Origin of the sequence: Methylobacterium segetis (genome assembly GCF_004348265.1) — a bacterium.
GTDB classification, from domain to species: Bacteria; Pseudomonadota; Alphaproteobacteria; order Rhizobiales; family Beijerinckiaceae; genus Methylobacterium; species Methylobacterium segetis.
Map to the genome: position 1 here is coordinate 1 of NZ_SMNT01000069.1, position 18,767 is coordinate 18,767.

20 protein-coding genes are annotated in these 18,767 nt (G+C 71.6%); 13 read left to right on the forward strand and 7 right to left on the reverse strand.

Features of this window, described 5'->3' with window-relative positions:
• The 5 genes from E1J50_RS17360 to E1J50_RS17380 form a co-directional block, all read left to right on the forward strand.
• The coding region (locus E1J50_RS17360; RefSeq protein WP_132255096.1) for an RluA family pseudouridine synthase at positions 1 to 1,115 on the forward strand (1,115 nt) is incomplete at its 5' end.
• A 145-nt stretch (positions 1,116 to 1,260) separates the two neighbouring features.
• Complete coding sequence (locus E1J50_RS17365; protein WP_245516616.1) at positions 1,261 to 1,686, forward strand: hypothetical protein; 426 nt, start codon at positions 1,261 to 1,263, stop codon at positions 1,684 to 1,686.
• A 34-nt stretch (positions 1,687 to 1,720) separates the two neighbouring features.
• On the forward strand, positions 1,721 to 2,422 hold the full coding sequence (locus E1J50_RS17370) for an HAD-IA family hydrolase (protein ID WP_132255097.1): 702 nt from the start codon (positions 1,721 to 1,723) through the stop codon (positions 2,420 to 2,422).
• 42 nt (positions 2,423 to 2,464) lie between these two features.
• A complete protein-coding gene (locus E1J50_RS17375; protein WP_132255098.1) occupies positions 2,465 to 3,268 on the forward strand; it encodes an ATP12 family chaperone protein in 804 nt (267 codons plus the stop codon).
• Between the two features lie 111 nt (positions 3,269 to 3,379).
• Complete coding sequence (locus tag E1J50_RS17380; RefSeq protein ID WP_132255099.1) at positions 3,380 to 4,912, forward strand: acyl-CoA carboxylase subunit beta; 1,533 nt, start codon at positions 3,380 to 3,382, stop codon at positions 4,910 to 4,912.
• A gap of 24 nt (positions 4,913 to 4,936) precedes the next feature.
• On the opposite strand, the gene E1J50_RS17385 is transcribed toward E1J50_RS17380, so the two are convergent.
• From E1J50_RS17385 to E1J50_RS17405, 5 genes are all read right to left on the reverse strand, one after another.
• Entirely contained in the window at positions 4,937 to 5,416 is a 480-nt protein-coding gene (locus tag E1J50_RS17385) for a hypothetical protein (protein WP_245516617.1), read from the reverse strand.
• Complete coding sequence (locus E1J50_RS17390) at positions 5,383 to 5,829, reverse strand: ABC transporter ATPase (RefSeq protein ID WP_132255100.1); 447 nt, start codon at positions 5,827 to 5,829, stop codon at positions 5,383 to 5,385. Before E1J50_RS17390 ends, E1J50_RS17385 begins: the two co-directional genes overlap by 34 nt.
• Positions 5,830 to 5,891: 62 nt before the next feature.
• On the reverse strand, positions 5,892 to 6,824 hold the full coding sequence (locus E1J50_RS17395) for a metallophosphoesterase (protein ID WP_132255101.1): 933 nt from the start codon (positions 6,822 to 6,824) through the stop codon (positions 5,892 to 5,894).
• A 111-nt stretch (positions 6,825 to 6,935) separates the two neighbouring features.
• The gene (locus tag E1J50_RS17400; RefSeq protein WP_132255102.1) at positions 6,936 to 7,148 is read right to left on the reverse strand and encodes a hypothetical protein; all 213 of its coding nucleotides are present in this window, start codon (positions 7,146 to 7,148) and stop codon (positions 6,936 to 6,938) included.
• 255 nt (positions 7,149 to 7,403) lie between these two features.
• Positions 7,404 to 8,801, reverse strand: a complete 1,398-nt coding sequence (locus E1J50_RS17405) for an aminotransferase (protein WP_132255103.1) — start codon at positions 8,799 to 8,801, stop codon at positions 7,404 to 7,406.
• A gap of 106 nt (positions 8,802 to 8,907) precedes the next feature.
• On the opposite strand from E1J50_RS17405, the gene E1J50_RS17410 reads away from it, so the two are divergent.
• The 5 genes from E1J50_RS17410 (at position 8,908) to greA (ending at position 13,226) form a co-directional block, all read left to right on the forward strand.
• A complete protein-coding gene (locus E1J50_RS17410; protein WP_132255104.1) occupies positions 8,908 to 9,444 on the forward strand; it encodes a hypothetical protein in 537 nt (178 codons plus the stop codon).
• Positions 9,445 to 9,674: 230 nt separating this feature from the next.
• Positions 9,675 to 10,829 carry a cell wall hydrolase gene (locus tag E1J50_RS17415; RefSeq protein ID WP_245516618.1) on the forward strand — a complete coding sequence of 385 codons (1,155 nt, stop codon included), beginning with the start codon at positions 9,675 to 9,677 and terminating at the stop codon, positions 10,827 to 10,829.
• 226 nt (positions 10,830 to 11,055) lie between these two features.
• Positions 11,056 to 11,649 carry a hypothetical protein gene (locus E1J50_RS17420; RefSeq protein WP_132255105.1) on the forward strand — a complete coding sequence of 198 codons (594 nt, stop codon included), beginning with the start codon at positions 11,056 to 11,058 and terminating at the stop codon, positions 11,647 to 11,649.
• A gap of 64 nt (positions 11,650 to 11,713) precedes the next feature.
• Complete coding sequence (gene acuI / locus E1J50_RS17425; protein ID WP_132255106.1) at positions 11,714 to 12,700, forward strand: acrylyl-CoA reductase (NADPH); 987 nt, start codon at positions 11,714 to 11,716, stop codon at positions 12,698 to 12,700.
• A 64-nt stretch (positions 12,701 to 12,764) separates the two neighbouring features.
• Entirely contained in the window at positions 12,765 to 13,226 is a 462-nt protein-coding gene (gene greA / locus E1J50_RS17430; protein ID WP_132255107.1) for a transcription elongation factor GreA, read from the forward strand.
• Here greA and E1J50_RS17435 read toward each other — a convergent pair.
• A complete protein-coding gene (locus tag E1J50_RS17435; RefSeq protein WP_207919233.1) occupies positions 13,219 to 14,100 on the reverse strand; it encodes a LysR family transcriptional regulator in 882 nt (293 codons plus the stop codon). The genes greA and E1J50_RS17435 overlap by 8 nt on opposite strands.
• Positions 14,101 to 14,260: 160 nt before the next feature.
• On the opposite strand from E1J50_RS17435, the gene wrbA reads away from it, so the two are divergent.
• Positions 14,261 to 14,860, forward strand: coding sequence for an NAD(P)H:quinone oxidoreductase (gene wrbA / locus E1J50_RS17440; protein WP_132255108.1), 600 nt, complete (start codon positions 14,261 to 14,263; stop codon positions 14,858 to 14,860).
• Between the two features lie 145 nt (positions 14,861 to 15,005).
• Here wrbA and E1J50_RS17445 read toward each other — a convergent pair whose 3' ends face one another.
• Entirely contained in the window at positions 15,006 to 16,013 is a 1,008-nt protein-coding gene (locus tag E1J50_RS17445) for an L-threonylcarbamoyladenylate synthase (RefSeq protein WP_132255109.1), read from the reverse strand.
• A 151-nt stretch (positions 16,014 to 16,164) separates the two neighbouring features.
• Here E1J50_RS17445 and E1J50_RS17450 point away from each other — a divergent pair, with 151 nt between their 5' ends.
• Complete coding sequence (locus E1J50_RS17450; protein ID WP_132255110.1) at positions 16,165 to 17,934, forward strand: acyl-CoA dehydrogenase family protein; 1,770 nt, start codon at positions 16,165 to 16,167, stop codon at positions 17,932 to 17,934.
• Between the two features lie 25 nt (positions 17,935 to 17,959).
• Positions 17,960 to 18,739 (forward strand): enoyl-CoA hydratase-related protein, encoded by a 780-nt coding sequence (locus E1J50_RS17455; RefSeq protein ID WP_132255111.1) that lies wholly within the window; start codon positions 17,960 to 17,962, stop codon positions 18,737 to 18,739.
• Positions 18,740 to 18,767 lie beyond the last annotated feature (28 nt).

The window sequence follows — 18,767 nt, forward strand, 5'->3', positions numbered from 1 at the left end:
AGGCGCGCCCGCAGCCCGGCCGCGAACGCGCCCCGCGCCGCGAGCCCTCGCGCGAGGCGGCGCCGACCGAGGGGCCGACCCGGCGCCAGCAGCGGGAAGCGGCGAGCGCGACGCTCGCGAGCGGCGTGCAGACCCTCACCGTCGAGACGGACGAGGCGGGCATGCGCATCGACCGCTTCCTCACCGCGCGCTTTCCCCAATTGCCCTTCACCCGCGTGCAGAGCATCGTCCGCAAGGGCGAATTGCGCGTCGACGGCAAGCGCGCGAAGCCCGGCGACCGGCTGGAGCCCGGCATGAGCGTGCGCGTGCCGCCGCTCAAGCTCGATCAGCCGGGCGAGCGGCCCCGCAGCCCGGTCCGCGACCGGGACGACGCCGCCTTCCTGCGTTCGCTGATCCTCTACGAGGACGCGGACATGATGGTGCTGAACAAGCCCTTCGGCCTCGCCGTCCAGGGGGGCTCGGGCACCGTGCGCCACGTCGACGGGCTGCTCGAGGCGCTGACGGAGCCCGGCGGGCAGAAGCCGCGCCTCGTCCACCGCCTCGACAAGGACACGGCGGGCTGCCTCATCGTCGCCAAGACCCGCCTCGCGGCCGCGACGCTCGCCAAGAGCTTCCGCTCGCGCGCGGCCCGCAAGGTTTACTGGGCGCTCACCGCCGGCGTGCCGCGGATGCGCCAGGGCCGCGTCTCGACCTACCTCGCCAAGGAGGAGCCGACCGACGCCGACGCCCGCATGCGCATCGCCAAGCACGGCGAGGAGGGGGCGAGCCACGCGCTCACCTACTACGCGGTGATCGACCAAGCGGCGCAGAAGGTGTCCTGGCTCTCCTTCAAGCCGGTGACGGGGCGCACGCACCAGTTGCGCGCGCACGCGGCCCATATCGGGCATCCCATCATCGGCGACCCGAAATATTTCGACGTGGAGAACTGGGCGCTGCCGGGCGGCATCCAGAACCGGCTGCACCTGCTGGCCCGCCGGATCGTGATCCCGCACCCGCGCACGGGCAGGCCGATCGACGTGACGGCGCCCCTGCCGACCCACATGGCGCAGAGCTGGAACCTGCTCGGCTTCGATGCCGCCCGCTACGACCCCATCGTCGAGGCGCCGGAGGAGTGAGGGCGGCACGGCCGCTTGCGACGACGGCGCCGTCGAGGCCGTCACCGTACCGCCTTGGCAATTGGGGCGAGGACCTTATTCTCTCGCTCGGCCGCGCGGCGTCCCGCGACGCGTCGGCCGATGTCGTCCGTTTCCCGGAGAGGCCGTGAGCATCATCGATTGGAAGCCTGCGACCGCCGGGCGCCTCGCCGGTCTCGGCCTGCTCGGGCTGGCCCTGGCGGCGTGGCCGGCCTGCGCGGCGCAGCCGACCGTTCAGCCGCCGGCATCGGCGCCCGCGCGCAGCACGGCACCCGCACCCGCCGCGGCACCGGGCGCTCAGGGTCCTCAGGGCGCTCAGACCCAGCAAGGCGGCCAGACTCCGCGGGTGGGCGAGCGGCGGCGGCGCAATTCCTACGCCTCCTGCAACCGCACCTCGAACCAGAGGGGCCTGCGCGGCGGCGCGCGACGGCGCTTCCTGATCCGCTGCCGCCTCGGCTACGAGCGCAAGAACCAGAACCAGGGCGCGCCCGCCCAGACCCAGCAGCCGGCGCCGCAGGCCCCGGCGGCCCAGCCGCCGGCGCGTCGGCCATGAGGAGGCCGGCCGCGACGCGGCCGCGCCGCCGACCGTGAAGCTCGTCGTCTTCGACGTCGACGGGACGCTGGTCGACAGCCAGCACCTCATCGTCGCGGCCCAGGGCGCGGCCTTCGCCGAGCACGGCCTGACGCCGCCGAGCCGCGCCGAGGCGCTCTCCGTCGTCGGCCTCTCGCTGCCGCAGGCGTTCCGGCGCCTCGTCGGCGAGGACGGGCCGATCGCGGCCCTTTCCGAGAGCTACAAGCGGGCCTTCAACGCCCTGCGGATGGACCCCGAGCACGAGGAGCCGCTGTTTCCCGGCATGGCGGAGCTGCTCGTGCGCCTGCGCGCCCGCGACGACATCCGGCTCGGCATCGCCACGGGCAAGTCGCGCCGCGGCGTGAACCATCTGATCGCGGCGCATGGCTGGGAGGGGTGGTTCTCCACCACGCAGACCGCCGACGACGCGCCCTCGAAGCCCGACCCGGCCATGCTGCGCCAAGCCATGGCGGAGGCCGACGTGCCGCCCGAGCGCACCGTGATGATCGGCGACACCAGCTTCGACATGGCGATGGCGGTGGCGGCCGGCGCGGCCGCGATCGGCGTCGCCTGGGGCTACCATCCGGCCGGCGCCCTCTACGGGGCCGGCGCCGTGACGGTGGTCGAGAGCGCGACTGCGCTCGGCGATCTCTTCTCAGGCCCCCTCTCGGAGCCGGAGCGGGGCACGATCGCGGAGGAGATCGCCCGGGGCGGCTGACCGGCCTCGCGCGGGCTCGCGCGATGCACTATCTCCGCTGCCATGAGCGACCCGAACAACGACGACGTCACCCGCGACTGGCTCGGCGAGCCCTCCGACGCGCCCGCACCGGATCCGATGCGCGCCGCGCGCGGCCCCGCCAAGCCCCTGCCGAAGCGGTTCTACCGCGAGGCCGGGTTCGCCGAGGCGGAGGGCGGCTTCCGCCTGACGCTCGACGGGCGCCCCGCCAACACGCCCGCCCGCAACCCCCTCAGCGTCCCGAGCCGGGACCTCGCCGAGGCGATCGCCGCCGAGTGGCAGGCGCAGGACGAGATCATCGATCCGGCCCGGATGCCCGTGACGCGGCTCGTCAACACCGCGATCGACGGGGTGGCCCCGCGCCGCGACGCGGTGATCGACGATCTCGCGGCCTATGCGGGCACGGATCTCCTCGCCTACCGGGCGGAATCCCCGGAGCGCCTCGTGGCGGCGCAGGGCGCGGCCTGGGACCCCGTGCTCGACTGGGCCCGCGAGGCGCTCGGCGCCCGCCTGATCCTCAGCGAGGGCGTCATGCACGTCACCCAGCCCGAGGAAACCGTGGCCGCGCTCCGCGGGGCGATCCAGGCGGCGCGGGGGCCGTTCCGGCTCGCGGCGCTCCACACCATGACGACGCTCACCGGCTCCCTCCTCCTCGCCCTCGCGGTGCTGAACGGCCGCCTCACTCCCGAGGAGGCCTGGGCGGCCGCGCATGTCGACGAGAGCTATCAGGCGAGCGTCTGGGGCCGGGACGCCGAGGCCGAGGCGCGGCTGAGTGCGCGGCGCGCCGAGTTCGACGCGGCGGCGAGGGTGGCGGCGCTGGCCGAATAGGGGCGTTTTCGCCGACGAAACTCTCGTGCTAAGGGGCCTGATCCCGTGAACCGCCAAGCCTGCGCGGTTCAGTGGAATTCTGTATTCAGTTCAGCCCGAGGCCGTCACGACATGAAGGATATTCTCGAAAAGCTCGAGGAACGGCGCGCGCAGGCCCGCCTCGGCGGCGGCGAGAACCGCGTCGTCGCCCAGCACAAGCGCGGCAAGCTGACGGCGCGCGAGCGCATCGAGCTCCTCCTCGACCACGGGTCGTTCGAGGAGTTCGACATGTTCGTGCAGCACCGCTCGAACGATTTCGGGATGGAGAAGCAGAAGATCCCGGGCGACGGCGTGGTGACCGGCTGGGGCACCATCAACGGCCGCACGGTCTTCCTGTTCTCGAAGGACTTCACGGTCTTCGGCGGCTCGCTCTCGGAGGCGCACGCCGAGAAGATCGTCAAGGTGCAGGACATGGCGCTCAAGATGCGCGCCCCGATCATCGGCATCTTCGATGCCGGCGGCGCCCGCATCCAGGAGGGCGTCGCGGCGCTCGGCGGTTACGGCGAGGTGTTCAAGCGCAACGTGATGGCCTCGGGCGTGATCCCGCAGATCTCGGTGATCATGGGGCCGTGCGCGGGCGGCGACGTCTACTCGCCGGCCATGACCGACTTCATCTTCATGGTCCGCGACACGAGCTACATGTTCGTCACCGGCCCGGACGTCGTGAAGACGGTGACCAACGAGGTCGTGACGGCGGAGGAGCTCGGCGGCGCCAAGGTCCACACCACGAAATCCTCGATCGCCGACGGCTCGTTCGAGAACGACGTCGAGGCGATCCTGCAGATCCGCCGCCTGCTCGACTTCCTGCCCGCCAACAACATCGACGGCGTGCCGGAGATCGAGAGCTTCGACGACGTCAACCGCCTCGACAAGTCCCTCGACACGCTGATTCCGGACAACCCGAACAAGCCCTACGACATGGGCGAGCTGATCCGCCGCGTCGCCGACGAGGGCGATTTCTTCGAGATCCAGGCGACCTACGCGCGCAACATCATCACCGGCTTCGGCCGCATCGAGGGACGCACCGTCGGCTTCGTGGCGAACCAGCCCCTGGTGCTGGCGGGCGTGCTCGATTCGGACGCCTCGCGGAAGGCCGCCCGCTTCGTGCGCTACTGCGACGCCTTCTCGATCCCGATCGTCACCTTCGTGGACGTGCCGGGCTTCCTGCCGGGCACCGCGCAGGAATATGGCGGCCTGATCAAGCACGGCGCGAAGCTCCTGTTCGCCTACAGCCAGGCGACCGTGCCGCTCGTCACCATCATCACCCGCAAGGCCTTCGGCGGCGCCTACGACGTCATGGCCTCGAAGCATGTCGGCGCCGACCTCAACTACGCGTGGCCGACGGCGCAGATCGCGGTGATGGGGGCGAAGGGCGCGGTCGAGATCATCTTCCGCAGCGAGATCGGCGATGCGGACAAGATCGCGGCACGCACCGGCGAGTACGAGGACCGCTTCCTCTCGCCCTTCGTGGCGGCGGAGCGGGGCTACATCGACGAGGTGATCATGCCCCACTCGACGCGCAAGCGCATCGCGCGGGCGCTCGGCATGCTGCGCACCAAGAAGATGGAGCAGCCCTGGAAGAAGCACGACAACATCCCGCTCTGAGACGCGAGCGGGCCGATAGCCCGCTCAGCGCGGCGCGAAGATCGTGATGTTGGAGTTGATCTGGTAGGCGGCCGTCGGCTCCGTGTTGACGAAGCGCAGCCGGATCGGGCTCTCGCCGAGCGCCGCGCCGAAGCTCGGCGTGACGGGGATCGGGAAACAGCGGTCGAGGGCCGCGAAGGCGGCCTTCTCGTAGGCGTCCTTCGCGTCCTGGTCGCCGACGAGGCGCCGCGCGGTCACGAGCGGCGTCCCGCGGATCGCGCCGGTCTTGTCGAGGCCGAAGCGGAAGGCGATGGTCGAGCCCTCGGTCGCGTCCGGGACCTGCCAGCACTGCGCGAGCGCCGCGCGCAGCATCGACCAGTTGTTGACGGGATCGCGCGTCTCGCGCTCCTCCCGGGGCTTCTCGGCGCCCTCGGGCGCCTGCGCCCGTGCGCCGGGCGCGGCGGCGAGAAGGGCGAGGGCTGCGGCAGCGATCAGCTGCGATCGGTCGATTCGATCACGGCGCATAGGGTGAGCGGGCCCTTCTCCCCGGTGCTGACGGAACAGGTCACGCGCACGCCGCCCGCATCGACGTTGCTGTGCCGCAGGCGGCTCGCGGCGTCGCGGGCCCGGTGGGCCGCCGCCTCGATCACGCCGGCCTCGATCCCCGTCACCGCATGACCCGCGCGCCCGAACAGGGCGTAGTAGGCATCGGGCGGCGTCTCGCCCCGGAACTGCGCGCCGACGGAGGAGGGATAGGAGCCGCCGCAGGCAAGCGTCAGCGTCGTGTCGGGGGCCACCGTGAAGGTGGCGTAGTCGAGGCTGCGATGGCCGACCTCGGCCCGCGTCTCCGCGGTCACGCGCCCGATCAGGTCGCCGCACGAATCGGCGAGGGCGGGGCCGGACACGGCAAGGAAGAGGATCGTGAGGAGCGCGCGCATGCCCTCATGCTAGCGCATTTCGCGGCCCGACAGGCAGAGGGCGGATGAAGCGTGTCGCCGCCTCAGGCCGCGCCGCGCGAGCCTGCTGCCAAGGCTGGCGCCGCGCCGAGTTCGAGGAGCACGATCTCGGGCGGGACGCCGAGCCGCACGGGCACGCGGCTCACCCCGAACCCCCCCGACACGATCATGTGGCGGCCGCCATGCCGGACATGGCCGTAGGCGAAATCGTTGCCGTGCACGGAGGGGAGCACCGGCGAGTAGCCGAACAGGCGGATCTGGCCTCCATGCGTGTGGCCGGCGAGGGTGAGGGAGACGCGCTCCGGCACGTCGAGGAAGATGTCGGGCTCGTGCACCATCAGGAGCACGGGCGCGTCGTCGGTGACCTTGGCCAAGGTGCCGGGCAGGTCGTCGCGCCCCCGCGAATCGCCCCAGAGCACGTAGGGCTCCTGGTCGCCGATCCCCGCGATCCAGAACGGGTGCCCGTCCTTCGTCAGGCGCAGGGCCTCGTTCTCCATCACGGGGATGCCGACGGCCTCGAGTTCGCGCCACGCCTCGCAGGTGGGGCTGCGCCGCATCTGCGCCTCATGGTCGTCCCACCAATCGTGGTTGCCGAGGATGGCGTGCACCCCGAGGGGCGCCTTCAGGCCCGCGACGACGCGGGCGAAGTCCGCGAGCGGCACCTTGCGGCGCGCGACGCGGCCGGCCGGGTAGTCCCCGAGCATCAGGATGAGGTCGGGGGCGAGCGCGTTCGTCGTGTCGACGATCTCCGCGACGCGGTCGAGCGGCATGTAGGGCTCGCAGACATGGAAATCGGCGAGCACCGCGACGCGCAGGGAGAGACCCGGCGTCCAGCGGGGCAAAGCGGGCGCGTAGCGGGTGACGACGAGGCGATAGAGCGGCTCGATCCCGAAGGCGTAGACGCCGGTCGACCCGACGAGCGCGGTCGCGCCCCCGAGACCGGCCAGGAACTGCCGGCGGCTCGGCAGGATCAGCATGCGACGTCCCCCGCGCGAGGCCCGGGCCATGGGCGCCCGGGACGAGGGCCGAGCCTGTGCCAGCCGATTCAGACCGTTTGACGGCGCGCGAGCCGCGCGCCGGTCACGCGCTCAGGCGAGCGGCGCGTCCTCGTGCAGCAGTTCCAGGATGCCGCGGCGCTCGGTGCGCTGGGAGGCCTTCTGCGCGGCGGGTCCCTTCATGCGTACGGCGGCGGCGAGGGCGGGAAGAGCGAGGGGACGGAAGCTCTCTGCGTCCTGACCCTTGTCCGTCTGGCGGCGTCCGGTCTCGGCTGCCGCGATCGGGGTCTCGCTGGAGGGGAACATGGTTGGCGTCCTGTCTGAGCACTCGTGAAGGCGGTTGCGTCACCGTTCTGGGAGGTGATCGCGACCGCGCCTGGGCACCTTTGCGGCGGCCGCGGGACGATCCGCGGGCGGCCACAGCGCCATAGAGGAGCAGTCAAACTGAATGACACCTTAAGGAAAAGCCGATCTTTGGCATCACTCCCAAAGAGAAGCTTTCAGCTTCTTCTGAATACAAAACACACATTGCTGGGAGGCCGGGTGGAGCGGCGGCCCGGTTCAGACCCGCTCCAGGGGCGCGGCTTCGAGCCCCTCGGCGGCGATCCAGGCGGCGGTCCGGTCGAGCGCCCGGGTGAGGCGGTCGAACAGGGCGTCGATCTCCTCGGCGGTGATCACGAGCGGCGGGCAGACGGCGATGCGGTCGCCCGCGAGGAAGCGCACGATCAGCCCCTCGCCCTGCGCGAAGGCGACGCAGCGCGCCGCGACCCCGGCCTTCGGGTCGTATTGCCGTTTCGTGACCTTGTCCGCGACGATCTCGAGCCCGCCGATCAGGCCCATGCCCCGCGCCTCGCCGACGAGCGGATGCTCGGCGAGGCCCGAGAGCCGGGCCTGGAAATGCGGCGCCTTCTCCCGGACGCCCTCGATGATGCGGTCGCGCCGGTAGATCTCGATCGTCTTGAGCGCGACCGCGCAGGCGACGGGGTGGCCCGAATAGGTGGTGCCGTGGCCGAAGGTGCCGATCTTGCTGCTCTCGGCGAGCATCGCCCGATAGAGGGGCTCGTCGATCGAGACGCCGCCGAGGGGCAGATAGCCGGAAGTCACGGCCTTGGCGAAGGAGAGGGTGTTCGGGCGCAGGCCCAGGGCCTCCGATCCGAACCACGTGCCCAGGCGCCCGAACCCGCAGATCACCTCGTCGGCGACGAGGCGGACGTCGTGCCGCTCCAGCACCGGCTGGATCGCCTGGAAATAGCCCTCGGGCGGCACGATGGCGCCGCCCGCGCCCATCACCGGCTCGGCGACGAAGGCAGCGACCGTCTCGGGGCCCTCCCGCTCGATCAGCGCGTCCAGCTCGGCCGCGAGGCGGGCGGAGAAATCCGTCTCGCTCTCGCCGGGCTCCGCGCCCCGGTAATGGTGCGGGCAGCGGGCGTGGATGAAGCCCGGCAGCGGCAGATCCCAATCGGCGTGATTGGCGGGCAGGCCGGTCATCGAGGCGGTGGCGACGGTGACGCCGTGATAGCCCCGGACATGCGAGATGATCTTCTTCTTGGCGGGCCGCCCGAGGGCGTTGTTCATGTACCAGAGCAGCTTGACCTGGGTGTCGTTGGCCTCCGAGCCCGACGAGGTGAAGAACACCTTCGAGGTCGGCACCGGCATCAGCTCCTTCAGCGTCTCGGCGAGTTCGATCGCCGGATCGTGGCTGCGCCCGGAGAAGAGATGCGAGAAGGGCAGGCGCGAGAGCTGCTCGGTCGCCGCCTCGACGAGTTCCTCGTTCGAGTAGCCCAGGGCCGTGCACCACAGGCCCGCCATGCCCTCGATGTAGGGGCGCCCGTCCGTGTCGTAGACGTAGACCCCGTGGCCCCGCTCCAGGACGAGCGGACCGGTCTCGCGGAAGGTCGCGAGATTCGTGTAGGGGTGCACGAGAGTTTCGACGTCGCGGGCCGCGAGGTTCGAGCGCATGGGGGGATCCGGAAGCGGGCGGGCGTTTCTGCCACACTACCGGCCCGTTGGCCCATCATAAACCCGAGACCGGCGCGACGCCCCGACGCCCCACGGATTCCGAGAGATGCTCGATCCCGCCACCATCGTTGCCGCGCCGGCCGCCGGCCGCGCCTGCGGGACCTGCACCCTGTGCTGCAAGGTCTACGATGTGCCGGCCGTCGAGAGCGTCGCCGGGCAATGGTGCCGGCACACGCGGCAGGGGCGGGGCTGCGCCATCCACGAGACCCGGCCGGATCATTGCCGCGCCTTCCACTGCCTCTGGATGACGGAAGCGTGGCTCGGACCCGAGTGGAAGCCCGAGCGGGCCAAGATGGTCCTCAGCCTCGACCCGGTGTCGCGCCACATGAACGTGCAGGTCGATCCCGGCCAGCCGAACGCGTGGCGGCGCGAGCCCTATTACGGGCAGCTGAAGCGCTGGGCGGTCGCCTCACTGCCCCGCAAGCGGCACGTCCTCGTCCATCTGAACAAGGTCACGACCGTGGTGCTGCCCGACCGCGACGTGCCGCTCGGCGAGTTCGGTCCGCAGGACAGGCTCGTGATCCGCGAGCGACCGGGCCCGGGCGGTCCCGCCTTCGAAGTCGAGAAGGTCCGCGCCGCCTGACCGAAGGTTGCATCAAAGGTCTCCTGCACGCTGAAGTCGTGCCGAATCGCACCGCTTAACCCTCGAGCAACCATACCGCGCGATACAGGAGGTCCGGCCATCCTGCGCCCGAAATCGGTCGCGACGATTGCCGGGCGTGGCTTTCCGGTACGGGTCGGTTCGGCGTGGCGACAAGACGAGTTCGACGCAGATCGAGCCTGCACTGGCTCGGGACGGCGGTGACGCCCTGGCTGGCCGGTCTCGGCCTGCTCGTGTCCTTCACGGCGACGGCGGGCACCCAGAGCACGATCGGCTCGAGCCTCCTGCCCGAGCGCGACGCCCGCTTCGCGCCGGCTCTGCCCGGCGGCACGCTCCTCATCGGCGGATCGGGCCTGCACGACGGCACCGGCCATCTCCTCTCGATCGCCCGCGCGGACGCGTCGCTCGCGCCGATGCGGATCGGCGACGACCCGCTCCGGGCGGACATGAAGGCGCAGGCCCGGGTGTTCCCGGTGGTGCAGCGGGGGGGCAAGGGACCGGCTGCCCTGGCGCCGGGCGCGAGCTTCGAGCGCAGTGCCGCCGCCTTGCGCGACACCGGAACCTCGCTCGTCTTCGCGAACCTCACGAGTTCCGTGGCCGGGGTGCTGAGTCCCGGCTCTGCCACCTGGAATCCCGAACTCGAACCGGATCCCGGTTTCGTGCCCGTCCCCGACCTCGGCCTGACGACGGGTGCGGGCAGCGCCGCCTCGACGGGCGAGGCGGTGGCCGACGCGACGCCCCCCGAGCGGCACGACGGCTCGACCCCGGCGATCCCGCGCGCGGTCGCACTCTCCTCGACGACCCCGGCGCCCGCCGACGCGACCCCGATCGAGGTGGCGGCCGCGAGTCTCGCGCTGCCCGGCTTCAGCTTCCGGGCGGACCGGCCGGAGCCCGGCAGGAGCGAGGCGGCCCCCGATTCCGCGCGGCACCGCTACGCCGACCTGATCGTGCCCGAGGCGATGGACAAGGAGCAGCGCTGCCTCGCCGAGGCCGTCTATTTCGAGGCCCGCAGCGAGCCCGAGGAGGGCCAGGCCGCGGTAGCCCAGGTGGTGCTCAACCGCGTCAAGAGCGGGCTCTATCCCGGCAACGTCTGCGGCGTCGTCTACCAGAACCGGCACCGCTACATGGGCTGCCAGTTCTCCTTCGCCTGCGAGGGCAAGTCGCTGCGCATCACCGATGCCGGCGCCTGGCAGAACGCCACCCGCATCGCCCGCTCCGTGATCGACGGCCGGACCTATCTCAGCGAGGTCGGCAACGCGACGCACTATCACGCCGACTACGTGAAGCCCGGCTGGTCGCGCCGCCTCAAGAAGATGGACGTCATCGGGCGGCACATCTTCTACCAGCTCAAGCGCGGCCAGACCTGAGCGGAGCGCTGTTCTGAATTGGCACCGTTAAGCATAACAGGTGCCGAAGATATGATGCTGATTTACTTAGGTAGATTGACGCCTACGTAGTCCTAAGCGAGGGTTAATTTTACCCTATCACGCGATAGAACTTGCTTGTCCTGCAACTTGACGGCCTCCTGCACGTCGAGAGGTGCGCACGCCAGCGTACCATCCCGCCGTACAGCGTATCTCCGAGGAAGCCGTCATGACCGCGCCGGTCACCCGTCTCACGTCCCTGCTCGTCGCCCTCGCCGGCACGCTCTTCGCCGCTCCGGCCGAGGCCGGAGGCTGCTACGGCAGCGAGTGCTACCGCCGCGTGACGACCCCTGCGGTCTACGACACGGTCTCGGAGCAGGTGCTGGTCCGGCCGCCGCGGACGATCTACCGGACGACGCCGCCCGTCTTCGACACCGTGTCCGAGCGCGTCCTGGTCGCCCCCGGGGGCCGTGTCTGGCAGACGCGGCGCGGACCCTACGGAGATTTGATCGGCTGCTGGGTGACGACGCCGCCGCAATACGCCGTCCGCCACCGCCGGGTCCTCGTGCAGCCGCCGCAATCGATCCCCGAGACGATCCCCCCCGAATACGCCAGCGTGTCGCGCCGCGTCCTCGTCCAGCCGGCCCGCGCGGGCTGGGTTCCGGTCGGCGGCGGCTATGGGCCCGGCCCGGCCTACGGGCCCGGCATCGGCGGGCCGCTCGTCGGCTCGATCCCGGACGCCTTCGGCATCACCGGCGCGAGCTCGGCCGATATCGGCGTCGGGCTCGGCTTCTCCTCGGGCAGCATCTACGACGGCTATTGAGGCCGGGCTTGAATCGTCCCCGCGCCGCCACAGGTCACCGGCACCGGGTGGAGGCGCGGGACTCATGGCGACGTTCAAGGCTTGGGTGGTCGAGAAGGGCGAGGGCGGGCAGAGCCTGACCTTCAAGGATTTCGACGATGCCGATCTCATGGAGGGCGACGTCACGGTCCGCGTGACGCACTCGACCCTGAACTACAAGGACGGGCTCGCCATGACCGGCAAATCGCCGGTCGTGCGCCGCTTCCCGATGATCCCCGGTATCGATTTCGCGGGCGTCGTCGAGACCTCCGAGCATCCCGACTACAAGACAGGCGACGCCGTGGTCCTCACCGGCTGGGGCGTCGGCGAGACGCATCTCGGCGCCTATGCCGAGCGGGCGCGGGTCAAGGGCGATTGGCTGGTCCCGCTGCCGGACGGCCTCAGCCCGGCCCAGGCCATGGCGATCGGAACCGCGGGCTACACCGCCATGCTCTGCCTGATGGCCCTCGATCATCAGGGCCTGACGCCGGAGCAGGGGCCGGCGATCGTCACCGGCGCCTCGGGCGGCGTCGGCTCGGTCGCCGTGGCGCTGATGGCGCGCGCCGGCTGGCATGTCATCGCCTCGACGGGTCGCGACAGCGAGGCCGAGTACCTTCGCCGCCTCGGCGCTGCCGAGATCCTCGACCGGGCGGAGCTTTCCGGCGCGCCGAAGCCGCTCGCCAAGGAGCGCTGGGCCGCGGGAATCGACGCCGTCGGCTCGACGACGCTCGCCAACGTCCTCGCGATGACGAAGGCGGACGGGGCGGTCGCCGCCTGCGGCCTCGCTCAGGGGATGGACCTGCCGACTTCGGTCGCGCCCTTCATCCTGCGCGGCGTCTCGCTTCTGGGCATCAACAGCGTGACCACGCCGCAGCCGAAGCGCCGCAAGGCCTGGGAGCGTCTTGCCCGGGAACTCGACCTCGACACGCTGGCCGCGATGACCACCACGGTCGGGCTTCGCGACGTCGCCGGGCTCGCCGACGAGATCCTCGCCGGCCGGACGCGCGGGCGGACGGTGGTCGAGGTCTCCTGACGGCTGCCCCGGACGGAACGGCGGCGCGCGGAACCTGTACCGTTGCCGGCGCATTGCTTTTTGCATGAGCATCGCATTCGTTCGTGAGCGGGAAGGCGGAGAGGCCTTCGAGGATCTGCCGGACCGGCCGATCTCGCCGCACCCCAATTTCGTGACCCCTCAGGGCCTCGCGCAGATCGATGCCGAGGTGAAGCGCCTGCAGGCCGAGGCCGGAAAGCTCAGCCCCGAGGACAAGGCGGACAGCGCCCGCGTCTCGCGCGATCTCCGCTACTGGACCGCGCGGCTCAACTCGGCCCAGCTCGTCGAGAAGGTCGCGGGCGACACCGTGCATTTCGGCTCGACGGTCTCGATCGAGCGCGAGGACGGCTCGAAGCAGACCTTCCACATCGTCGGCGAGGACGAGGCGGACCCGAACAAGGGCTCGCTCTCCTACGTGGCGCCGCTCGCCCGCGCGCTGACGGGCAAGAGCGTCGGCGACGTCGTCGAGGTGAACGGCCACGAGGCGGAGATCCTCGAGATCAGGTGATCGGCCGCGCACCCGCGAAGAGCGGGCGCATCGGCGCGATCTCCTCGGCCATGAAATCCATGAAGGCCCGCACCCGCGGCGCGTGGCGCAGATCCGGATGCGTGAGGAGCCACAGGGTGCTGGCAAGCTCCGGCTCGGGTGGGGCGAGGCGGGCAAGCGCCGGGGTGGCATCGCCCTGCATGCAGGGCAGCGGCGCGATTCCGATGCCGGATTCGACCGCCTCCGCGAGCCCGAGAACCGTGTTGAGCTGAAGCCGAACCCGGTCCTTCCCGGCGCGCGCCTGCACGAACCGGAAATGACGACCGCCGCCGACACCTTCGCTCGGCGCCACCCAGTCACGCCCCTCGATCTCGCGGCTCGCGTCAGCGCGGCCGTAGATCGCCCAGGCGATGTCGGCGAGCCGGCGCCCGACGAGGGTCGGCGGCGGCCCGTCGGTCGCGCGAAGCGCCACGTCCGCGTCGCGGCGCGAGAGATTCAGGGCCTCCTCCGACACGACGACGTCCAGCCGGATCTGCGGGTACCGGTCGCAGAAGCGGCCGAGCAGCGGCATCATCACGCTCGACAGGAAGCTCGCCGCCGCGGTGACGCGCAATTCGCCGGCCGGCGCCTGCGCACGGCCCGCGATCTCGCGGGAGAACGTGGCGACGTCCGTCTCCATCCGCGCGGCGGCGCGGACCATCGCCTCGCCCGCCGCGGTCGGGACGTAGCCGGAGCGATGCCGCTCGAAGAGCCGCGCGTCGAGGCTCGCCTCGATCGCGGCGAGGCGGCGGAAGGCCGTCGAGTGATTGATCGCGAGCGCCTCCGCCGCCAGGGTCAGCCCGCCGCGCTCGGCGATCGCCTTGACGAGGCGAAAATCGTCCCAGTGCAGGGCCATGAGCGACGGTTCCGGCGATCTTGCAAACCTGCAAAGATGATCTTGCAGGACAGGGCATTTCGGCAAGTCCGGAAAGCACGATATCGGTGGCACCCGAGGCTGGGCGCGGGCCATTCCGGCTGCGCGAACACATCCGTTCCCGAAACGTGGAGATGCCGCGATGGCGAAGGTTCTGGTGCTGTACTACTCGTCCTGGGGCCATGTGGAGCAGCTCGCTCTCGCGGCCGCCGAGGGCGCGCGCGAGGCGGGTGCCGAGGTCAGCGTGAAGCGCGTGCCCGAGCTGGTGCCCGAGGAGGTCGCCAAGCAGTACCATTACAAGCTCGACCAGTCGGCGCCGATCGCGGACCCGAACGAGCTCGGCGAGTACGACGCGATCATCTTCGGCACGCCCACCCGCTACGGCAACATGGCCGCGCAGATGAAGCAGTTCATCGACCAGACGGGGGGTCTCTGGGCGGCGGGCAAGCTCGTCGGCAAGGTCGGTTCCGTCTTCACGTCGACGGCGTCCCAGCACGGCGGACAGGAGACCACGCTGACCAGCTTCCACACCGTGCTCCTGCATCACGGCATGGTGATCGTCGGCCTGCCCTATGCCTTCCCGGGGCTCAACGGCGTCGAGACGGTGAAGGGCGGCACGCCCTACGGGGCGACGACGATCGCGGACGGCGACGGCAGCCGCCAGCCGAGCCAGGTCGAGCTCGACGGAGCGCGCTTCCAGGGCCGGCACGTGGCGCAGATCGCCGCCAAGCTCGCGGCCTAGCGCGGGGCGCAGGATCGCGCGCAAGAAAAAAGGCTCGGATTGCTCCGAGCCTTGAAAGGAAAAAGGCCATTGGGGGCTGAACTGGCCTTCGTGACCCATCAACGGGCCGCCCCCCGGGTTGGTTCCGCGTCTCACAGAAAAATTTCTACCGAGGCGCGGCGGCACGCCGAAGGCGGTCGTTGATGGCCTCGCCGAGGCCCGACATCGGCACCGGCGCGACCGCGATCACGGACGCGCCCGAGGCATCGAGATCGCGCAAGGCCGCGAACAGGTGCGCCGCCGCCTCGGCCGGGTCGCCCTGCGGGCTGAGGTTGAACGTGGCGCGCGCCTCGGCGCATCCCGGCGGCGTATCCGGTCCGAACAGCAGCGCCGCCTCGCCGGGCTCAATCCGCTCGGCGTCGAGGCGCACCCGCGCTCGCGGCGCGTAGTGCGAGGCCAGAAGCCCGGGACCGACAGGGCGCTCGGCCGCATCCGCCTCCGCATCGAGGATGTCGGTGCCGAGCACCGCCCGGATCGCCTCGCGCGGCAAGCCGCCGGGCCGAAGCAGGCGCGGCGGGCCACCGAGGCAGGCGATCACCGTCGATTCGAGGCCGACCGGCGTCGCGCCGCCGTCGAGCACGGCGGCCACGCGGCCGTCGAGATCGCCGAGCACGTGCGCGGCGCTCGTCGGGCTGACGCGGCCGGAGCGGTTGGCCGACGGCGCGGCCACCGGGCGGCCGACGCGGGCGAGGAGATCCTGCGCCAGCGCGCTTCCCGGGACCCGGAGCGCGAGGCTCGGCAGGCCGGCCCGGGCGAGATCGCAGACCGATGTGCGCGCGTGCGCCGGCACGACGAGCGTGAGCGGGCCCGGCCAGAACGCCTCCGCGAGCCGCGAGGCGGCCGCATCGATGCGCCCCTCTGCGCGGGCCGCCGCCGCGTCCGGCAGATGGGCGATGAGCGGGTTGAAGCGGGGACGCTCCTTGGCCGCGAAGATCCGCGCCACGGCGCTTGGGTCGGTCGCGTCGGCACCGAGCCCGTAGACCGTCTCGGTCGGGAAGGCGACGAGCTCGCCCCCGGCCAGGAGACGCGCGGCCTCGGCCAGGCCCGACGCGTCGGCACCCAGGCGGCGCGTGGCGATACGGCCCTCGACGGGCATTGACCCGAGATCGTTCATATATAAACTATCTCCGACCGTGACGGGAGACGCCGTTCGGGCGTATGTCGGCGGGGCGACGCGTGCGGGCCTATTCCCGGCCGGGCATTGCCGTCAAACGCCGAGACCGTCAGGGACAGCGCCGCCGAAGACGGCGCGGGAGGGGAGTACCATGAGCTACCGCGCACCCGTCGCCGAGCTGGCCTTCACCCTGCGCCACGTGGCGGGGCTCGAGGCGGCGCTGGCCGGATCCGGGCAGGGCGATCTGACGCTTGAGGATGCGCGGGCCGTGCTGGAGGAGGCGGGGCGCCTCGCGGGGTCCGTCCTGGCTCCCCTGAACCGCGTCGGCGACCGCCACGGCACGCCGCTCGCCGACGGCGTCGTGACCACGCCGCCAGGCTGGCGGGAAGCCTACCGCACCTTCGTGGAGGGCGGCTGGAACGGGCTCAGCGCGCCGGAGAGCCACGGCGGGCAAGGTCTTCCGCACCTCCTGAACGCGGCCTGCACCGAGATGTGGAACGGCGCCAACCTCGCCTTCAGCCTGTGCCCGCTGCTGACCGCGGGCGGCATCGAGGCGGTGGAGAAGCACGGCTCCGATGCCTTGAAGGCCGGCTATCTCGAGAAGCTCGTCTCCGGCGAGTGGACCGCGACCATGAACCTGACCGAGCCGCAGGCGGGCTCCGACCTCGCCCTGCTGCGGACCCGCGCCGAACCGAACGGCGACGGCAGCTACCGGATCACCGGCGCCAAGATCTACATCACCTACGGCGAGCACGACCTCACCGAGAACATCGTCCACCTCGTGCTGGCCCGCCTCAAGGACGCGCCGGCGGGCACGCGGGGCATCTCGCTCTTCCTCGTGCCGAAGGTGCTGCCGGACGGGAGCCGCAACGACCTGCGCTGCTCCGGCATCGAGCACAAGCTCGGCATCCACGCCTCGCCGACCTGCTCCATGGCCTTCGGCGACGGCGGCGGGGCCACGGGCTGGCTGATCGGCGAGGAGAACCGGGGCCTCGCCTGCATGTTCACCATGATGAACAGCGCCCGCCTCGGCGTCGGCCTGCAGGGCGTGGCCGTGGCCGAGGCCGCGACCCAGAAGGCGCTCGCCTACGCGCAGGAGCGGCGGCAGGGCCGGGCGCCGGGCGCGGGCGAGGGCGGCGCGAGCCCCATCATCGAGCACGCGGACGTGCAGCGCATGCTTCTCACCATGAAGGCCGGGACGGCGGCCGCGCGCGGCATCTGCTACCTGACCGCGGCGGCGCTCGACGCCGCGCGCGGGCCGGAGGGGCAGGCCGCCTACGACCGCGCCTCGCTGCTGACGCCGGTCGCGAAGGCCTTCTCCACCGACATCGCCAACGAGGTGACCTCGCTCGGCGTGCAGGTCCATGGCGGCATGGGCTTCGTCGAGGAGACGGGGGCCGCCCAGCTGATGCGCGACGCCCGCATCCTCGCCATCTACGAGGGCACCAACGGCATCCAGGGGCTCGACCTCGTCGGCCGCAAGCTGCCGCTCAACGGCGGCGCCACGGTGCGGGCGCAGATCGCGTCGATGCGCGAGGTCGCCGAGGGGGTGCTCCGGGACAACAGCCCCGCCTTCGGCCACACGGCGGCGCGGATGCGGGCCGCGATCGAGAGCCTCGACCGGGCGACGAGCTTCGCGCTGAGGGCGCTCGCCTCGAACCGGCCGGAGGAGGCCCTGGCGGGCGCGACCCCGTATCTGCGCCTGTTCGGACTGGCGCAGGGCGGGACCTGCCTCGCCAAGGCGGCGCTCGCGGCGAGCGCGGCGATCCGGGACGGCGAGACCGACCCGGCGCATGCCGCGCGGATCGCGCTGGCGCGGTTCTTCGCCGAGAACCTCGCCACGGCGGCGGGCGGGCTGGAGCAGACCATCCTCGACGGCGGCGGCTTCGTCCACGAAGCCAGGATTGCGCTGGCGAGCTGAGTTCAACGAACGCGGGAAGAGCCGGATGAGCGAGTTCATCGGAATCGAGGATCACGGACCCGTCCGAGCGATCACGATTCGACGCCTGGAAAAGAAGAACGCGATCATCGGCCCGATGTACGACGCCATGCGCGAGGCGCTGGTCTCGGCGGATGCTGAGGGCTCGGGAATCGGCGCCGTGCTCTTCTCGGGAAGCGCGGGCGTGTTCACGGCCGGCAACGATCTCGCCGATTTCCTGGCGATGGCCGGCGGCCCCTTCTCGGAATCGCCGCCCCTGCGGTTCATCCGGCAGCTCGCCCGCACCCGCACGCCGATGGTGGCGGCGGTGGACGGGATTGCGGTGGGCATCGGCACGACTCTGACGCTCCATTGCGACCTCGTCTACGCGAGCCCGTCCGCGCGCTTCCGCATGCCCTTCGTCGAGCTCGGCCTCGTGCCGGAGGCGGCATCGAGCTACCTGCTGCCGCGCCGGGTCGGCCACTTGCGCGCGACCGAGATGCTGATCCTGTCGGAGGCCTACGACGCGGACACCGCGGTCGGGCTCGGGCTCGCCAACGCAGTGATCCCGGCCGACATGCTGGCCGAGCACGCGTTGGCGCAGGCAAGGCGCCTCGCCGCCCTGCCGCGCGGTGCGGTGGCGGCGACGCGGCGCCTGATCCGCGGCGATCAGGCGGCGGTCGAGGCGGCGCTGGAGGCCGAGGCGGTGGCCTTCGACGCGCAGCTCCGCTCCGAGGAGGCGCAGGGCGCGCTGCGCGCCTTTTTCGCGCGCGGCGCCGCGAAGGCGAAGACGGACGCCGCCGCGTGAGCGTGCCCAACCTCCGCGGCCGGGTCTG

Excerpts from the sequence above, each read along its gene's own strand:
- E1J50_RS17435 (WP_207919233.1), bottom strand. The coding sequence starts at position 14,100 with ATGGCCCTGCACTGGGACGATTTTCGCCTCGTCAAGGCGATCGCCGAG.
- E1J50_RS17445 (WP_132255109.1), bottom strand. The coding sequence starts at position 16,013 with ATGAACGATCTCGGGTCAATGCCCGTCGAGGGCCGTATCGCCACGCGC.
- E1J50_RS17400 (WP_132255102.1), bottom strand. The coding sequence starts at position 7,148 with ATGTTCCCCTCCAGCGAGACCCCGATCGCGGCAGCCGAGACCGGACGC.
- greA (WP_132255107.1), top strand. The coding sequence starts at position 12,765 with ATGAGCATCGCATTCGTTCGTGAGCGGGAAGGCGGAGAGGCCTTCGAG.
- E1J50_RS17380 (WP_132255099.1), top strand. The coding sequence starts at position 3,380 with ATGAAGGATATTCTCGAAAAGCTCGAGGAACGGCGCGCGCAGGCCCGC.
- E1J50_RS17420 (WP_132255105.1), top strand. The coding sequence starts at position 11,056 with ATGACCGCGCCGGTCACCCGTCTCACGTCCCTGCTCGTCGCCCTCGCC.
- acuI (WP_132255106.1), top strand. The coding sequence starts at position 11,714 with ATGGCGACGTTCAAGGCTTGGGTGGTCGAGAAGGGCGAGGGCGGGCAG.
- E1J50_RS17410 (WP_132255104.1), top strand. The coding sequence starts at position 8,908 with ATGCTCGATCCCGCCACCATCGTTGCCGCGCCGGCCGCCGGCCGCGCC.
- E1J50_RS17385 (WP_245516617.1), bottom strand. The coding sequence starts at position 5,416 with ATGCGCCGTGATCGAATCGACCGATCGCAGCTGATCGCTGCCGCAGCC.
- E1J50_RS17395 (WP_132255101.1), bottom strand. The coding sequence starts at position 6,824 with ATGCTGATCCTGCCGAGCCGCCGGCAGTTCCTGGCCGGTCTCGGGGGC.
- E1J50_RS17450 (WP_132255110.1), top strand. The coding sequence starts at position 16,165 with ATGAGCTACCGCGCACCCGTCGCCGAGCTGGCCTTCACCCTGCGCCAC.
- E1J50_RS17405 (WP_132255103.1), bottom strand. The coding sequence starts at position 8,801 with ATGCGCTCGAACCTCGCGGCCCGCGACGTCGAAACTCTCGTGCACCCC.
- E1J50_RS17455 (WP_132255111.1), top strand. The coding sequence starts at position 17,960 with ATGAGCGAGTTCATCGGAATCGAGGATCACGGACCCGTCCGAGCGATC.
- wrbA (WP_132255108.1), top strand. The coding sequence starts at position 14,261 with ATGGCGAAGGTTCTGGTGCTGTACTACTCGTCCTGGGGCCATGTGGAG.
- E1J50_RS17375 (WP_132255098.1), top strand. The coding sequence starts at position 2,465 with ATGAGCGACCCGAACAACGACGACGTCACCCGCGACTGGCTCGGCGAG.
- E1J50_RS17390 (WP_132255100.1), bottom strand. The coding sequence starts at position 5,829 with ATGCGCGCGCTCCTCACGATCCTCTTCCTTGCCGTGTCCGGCCCCGCC.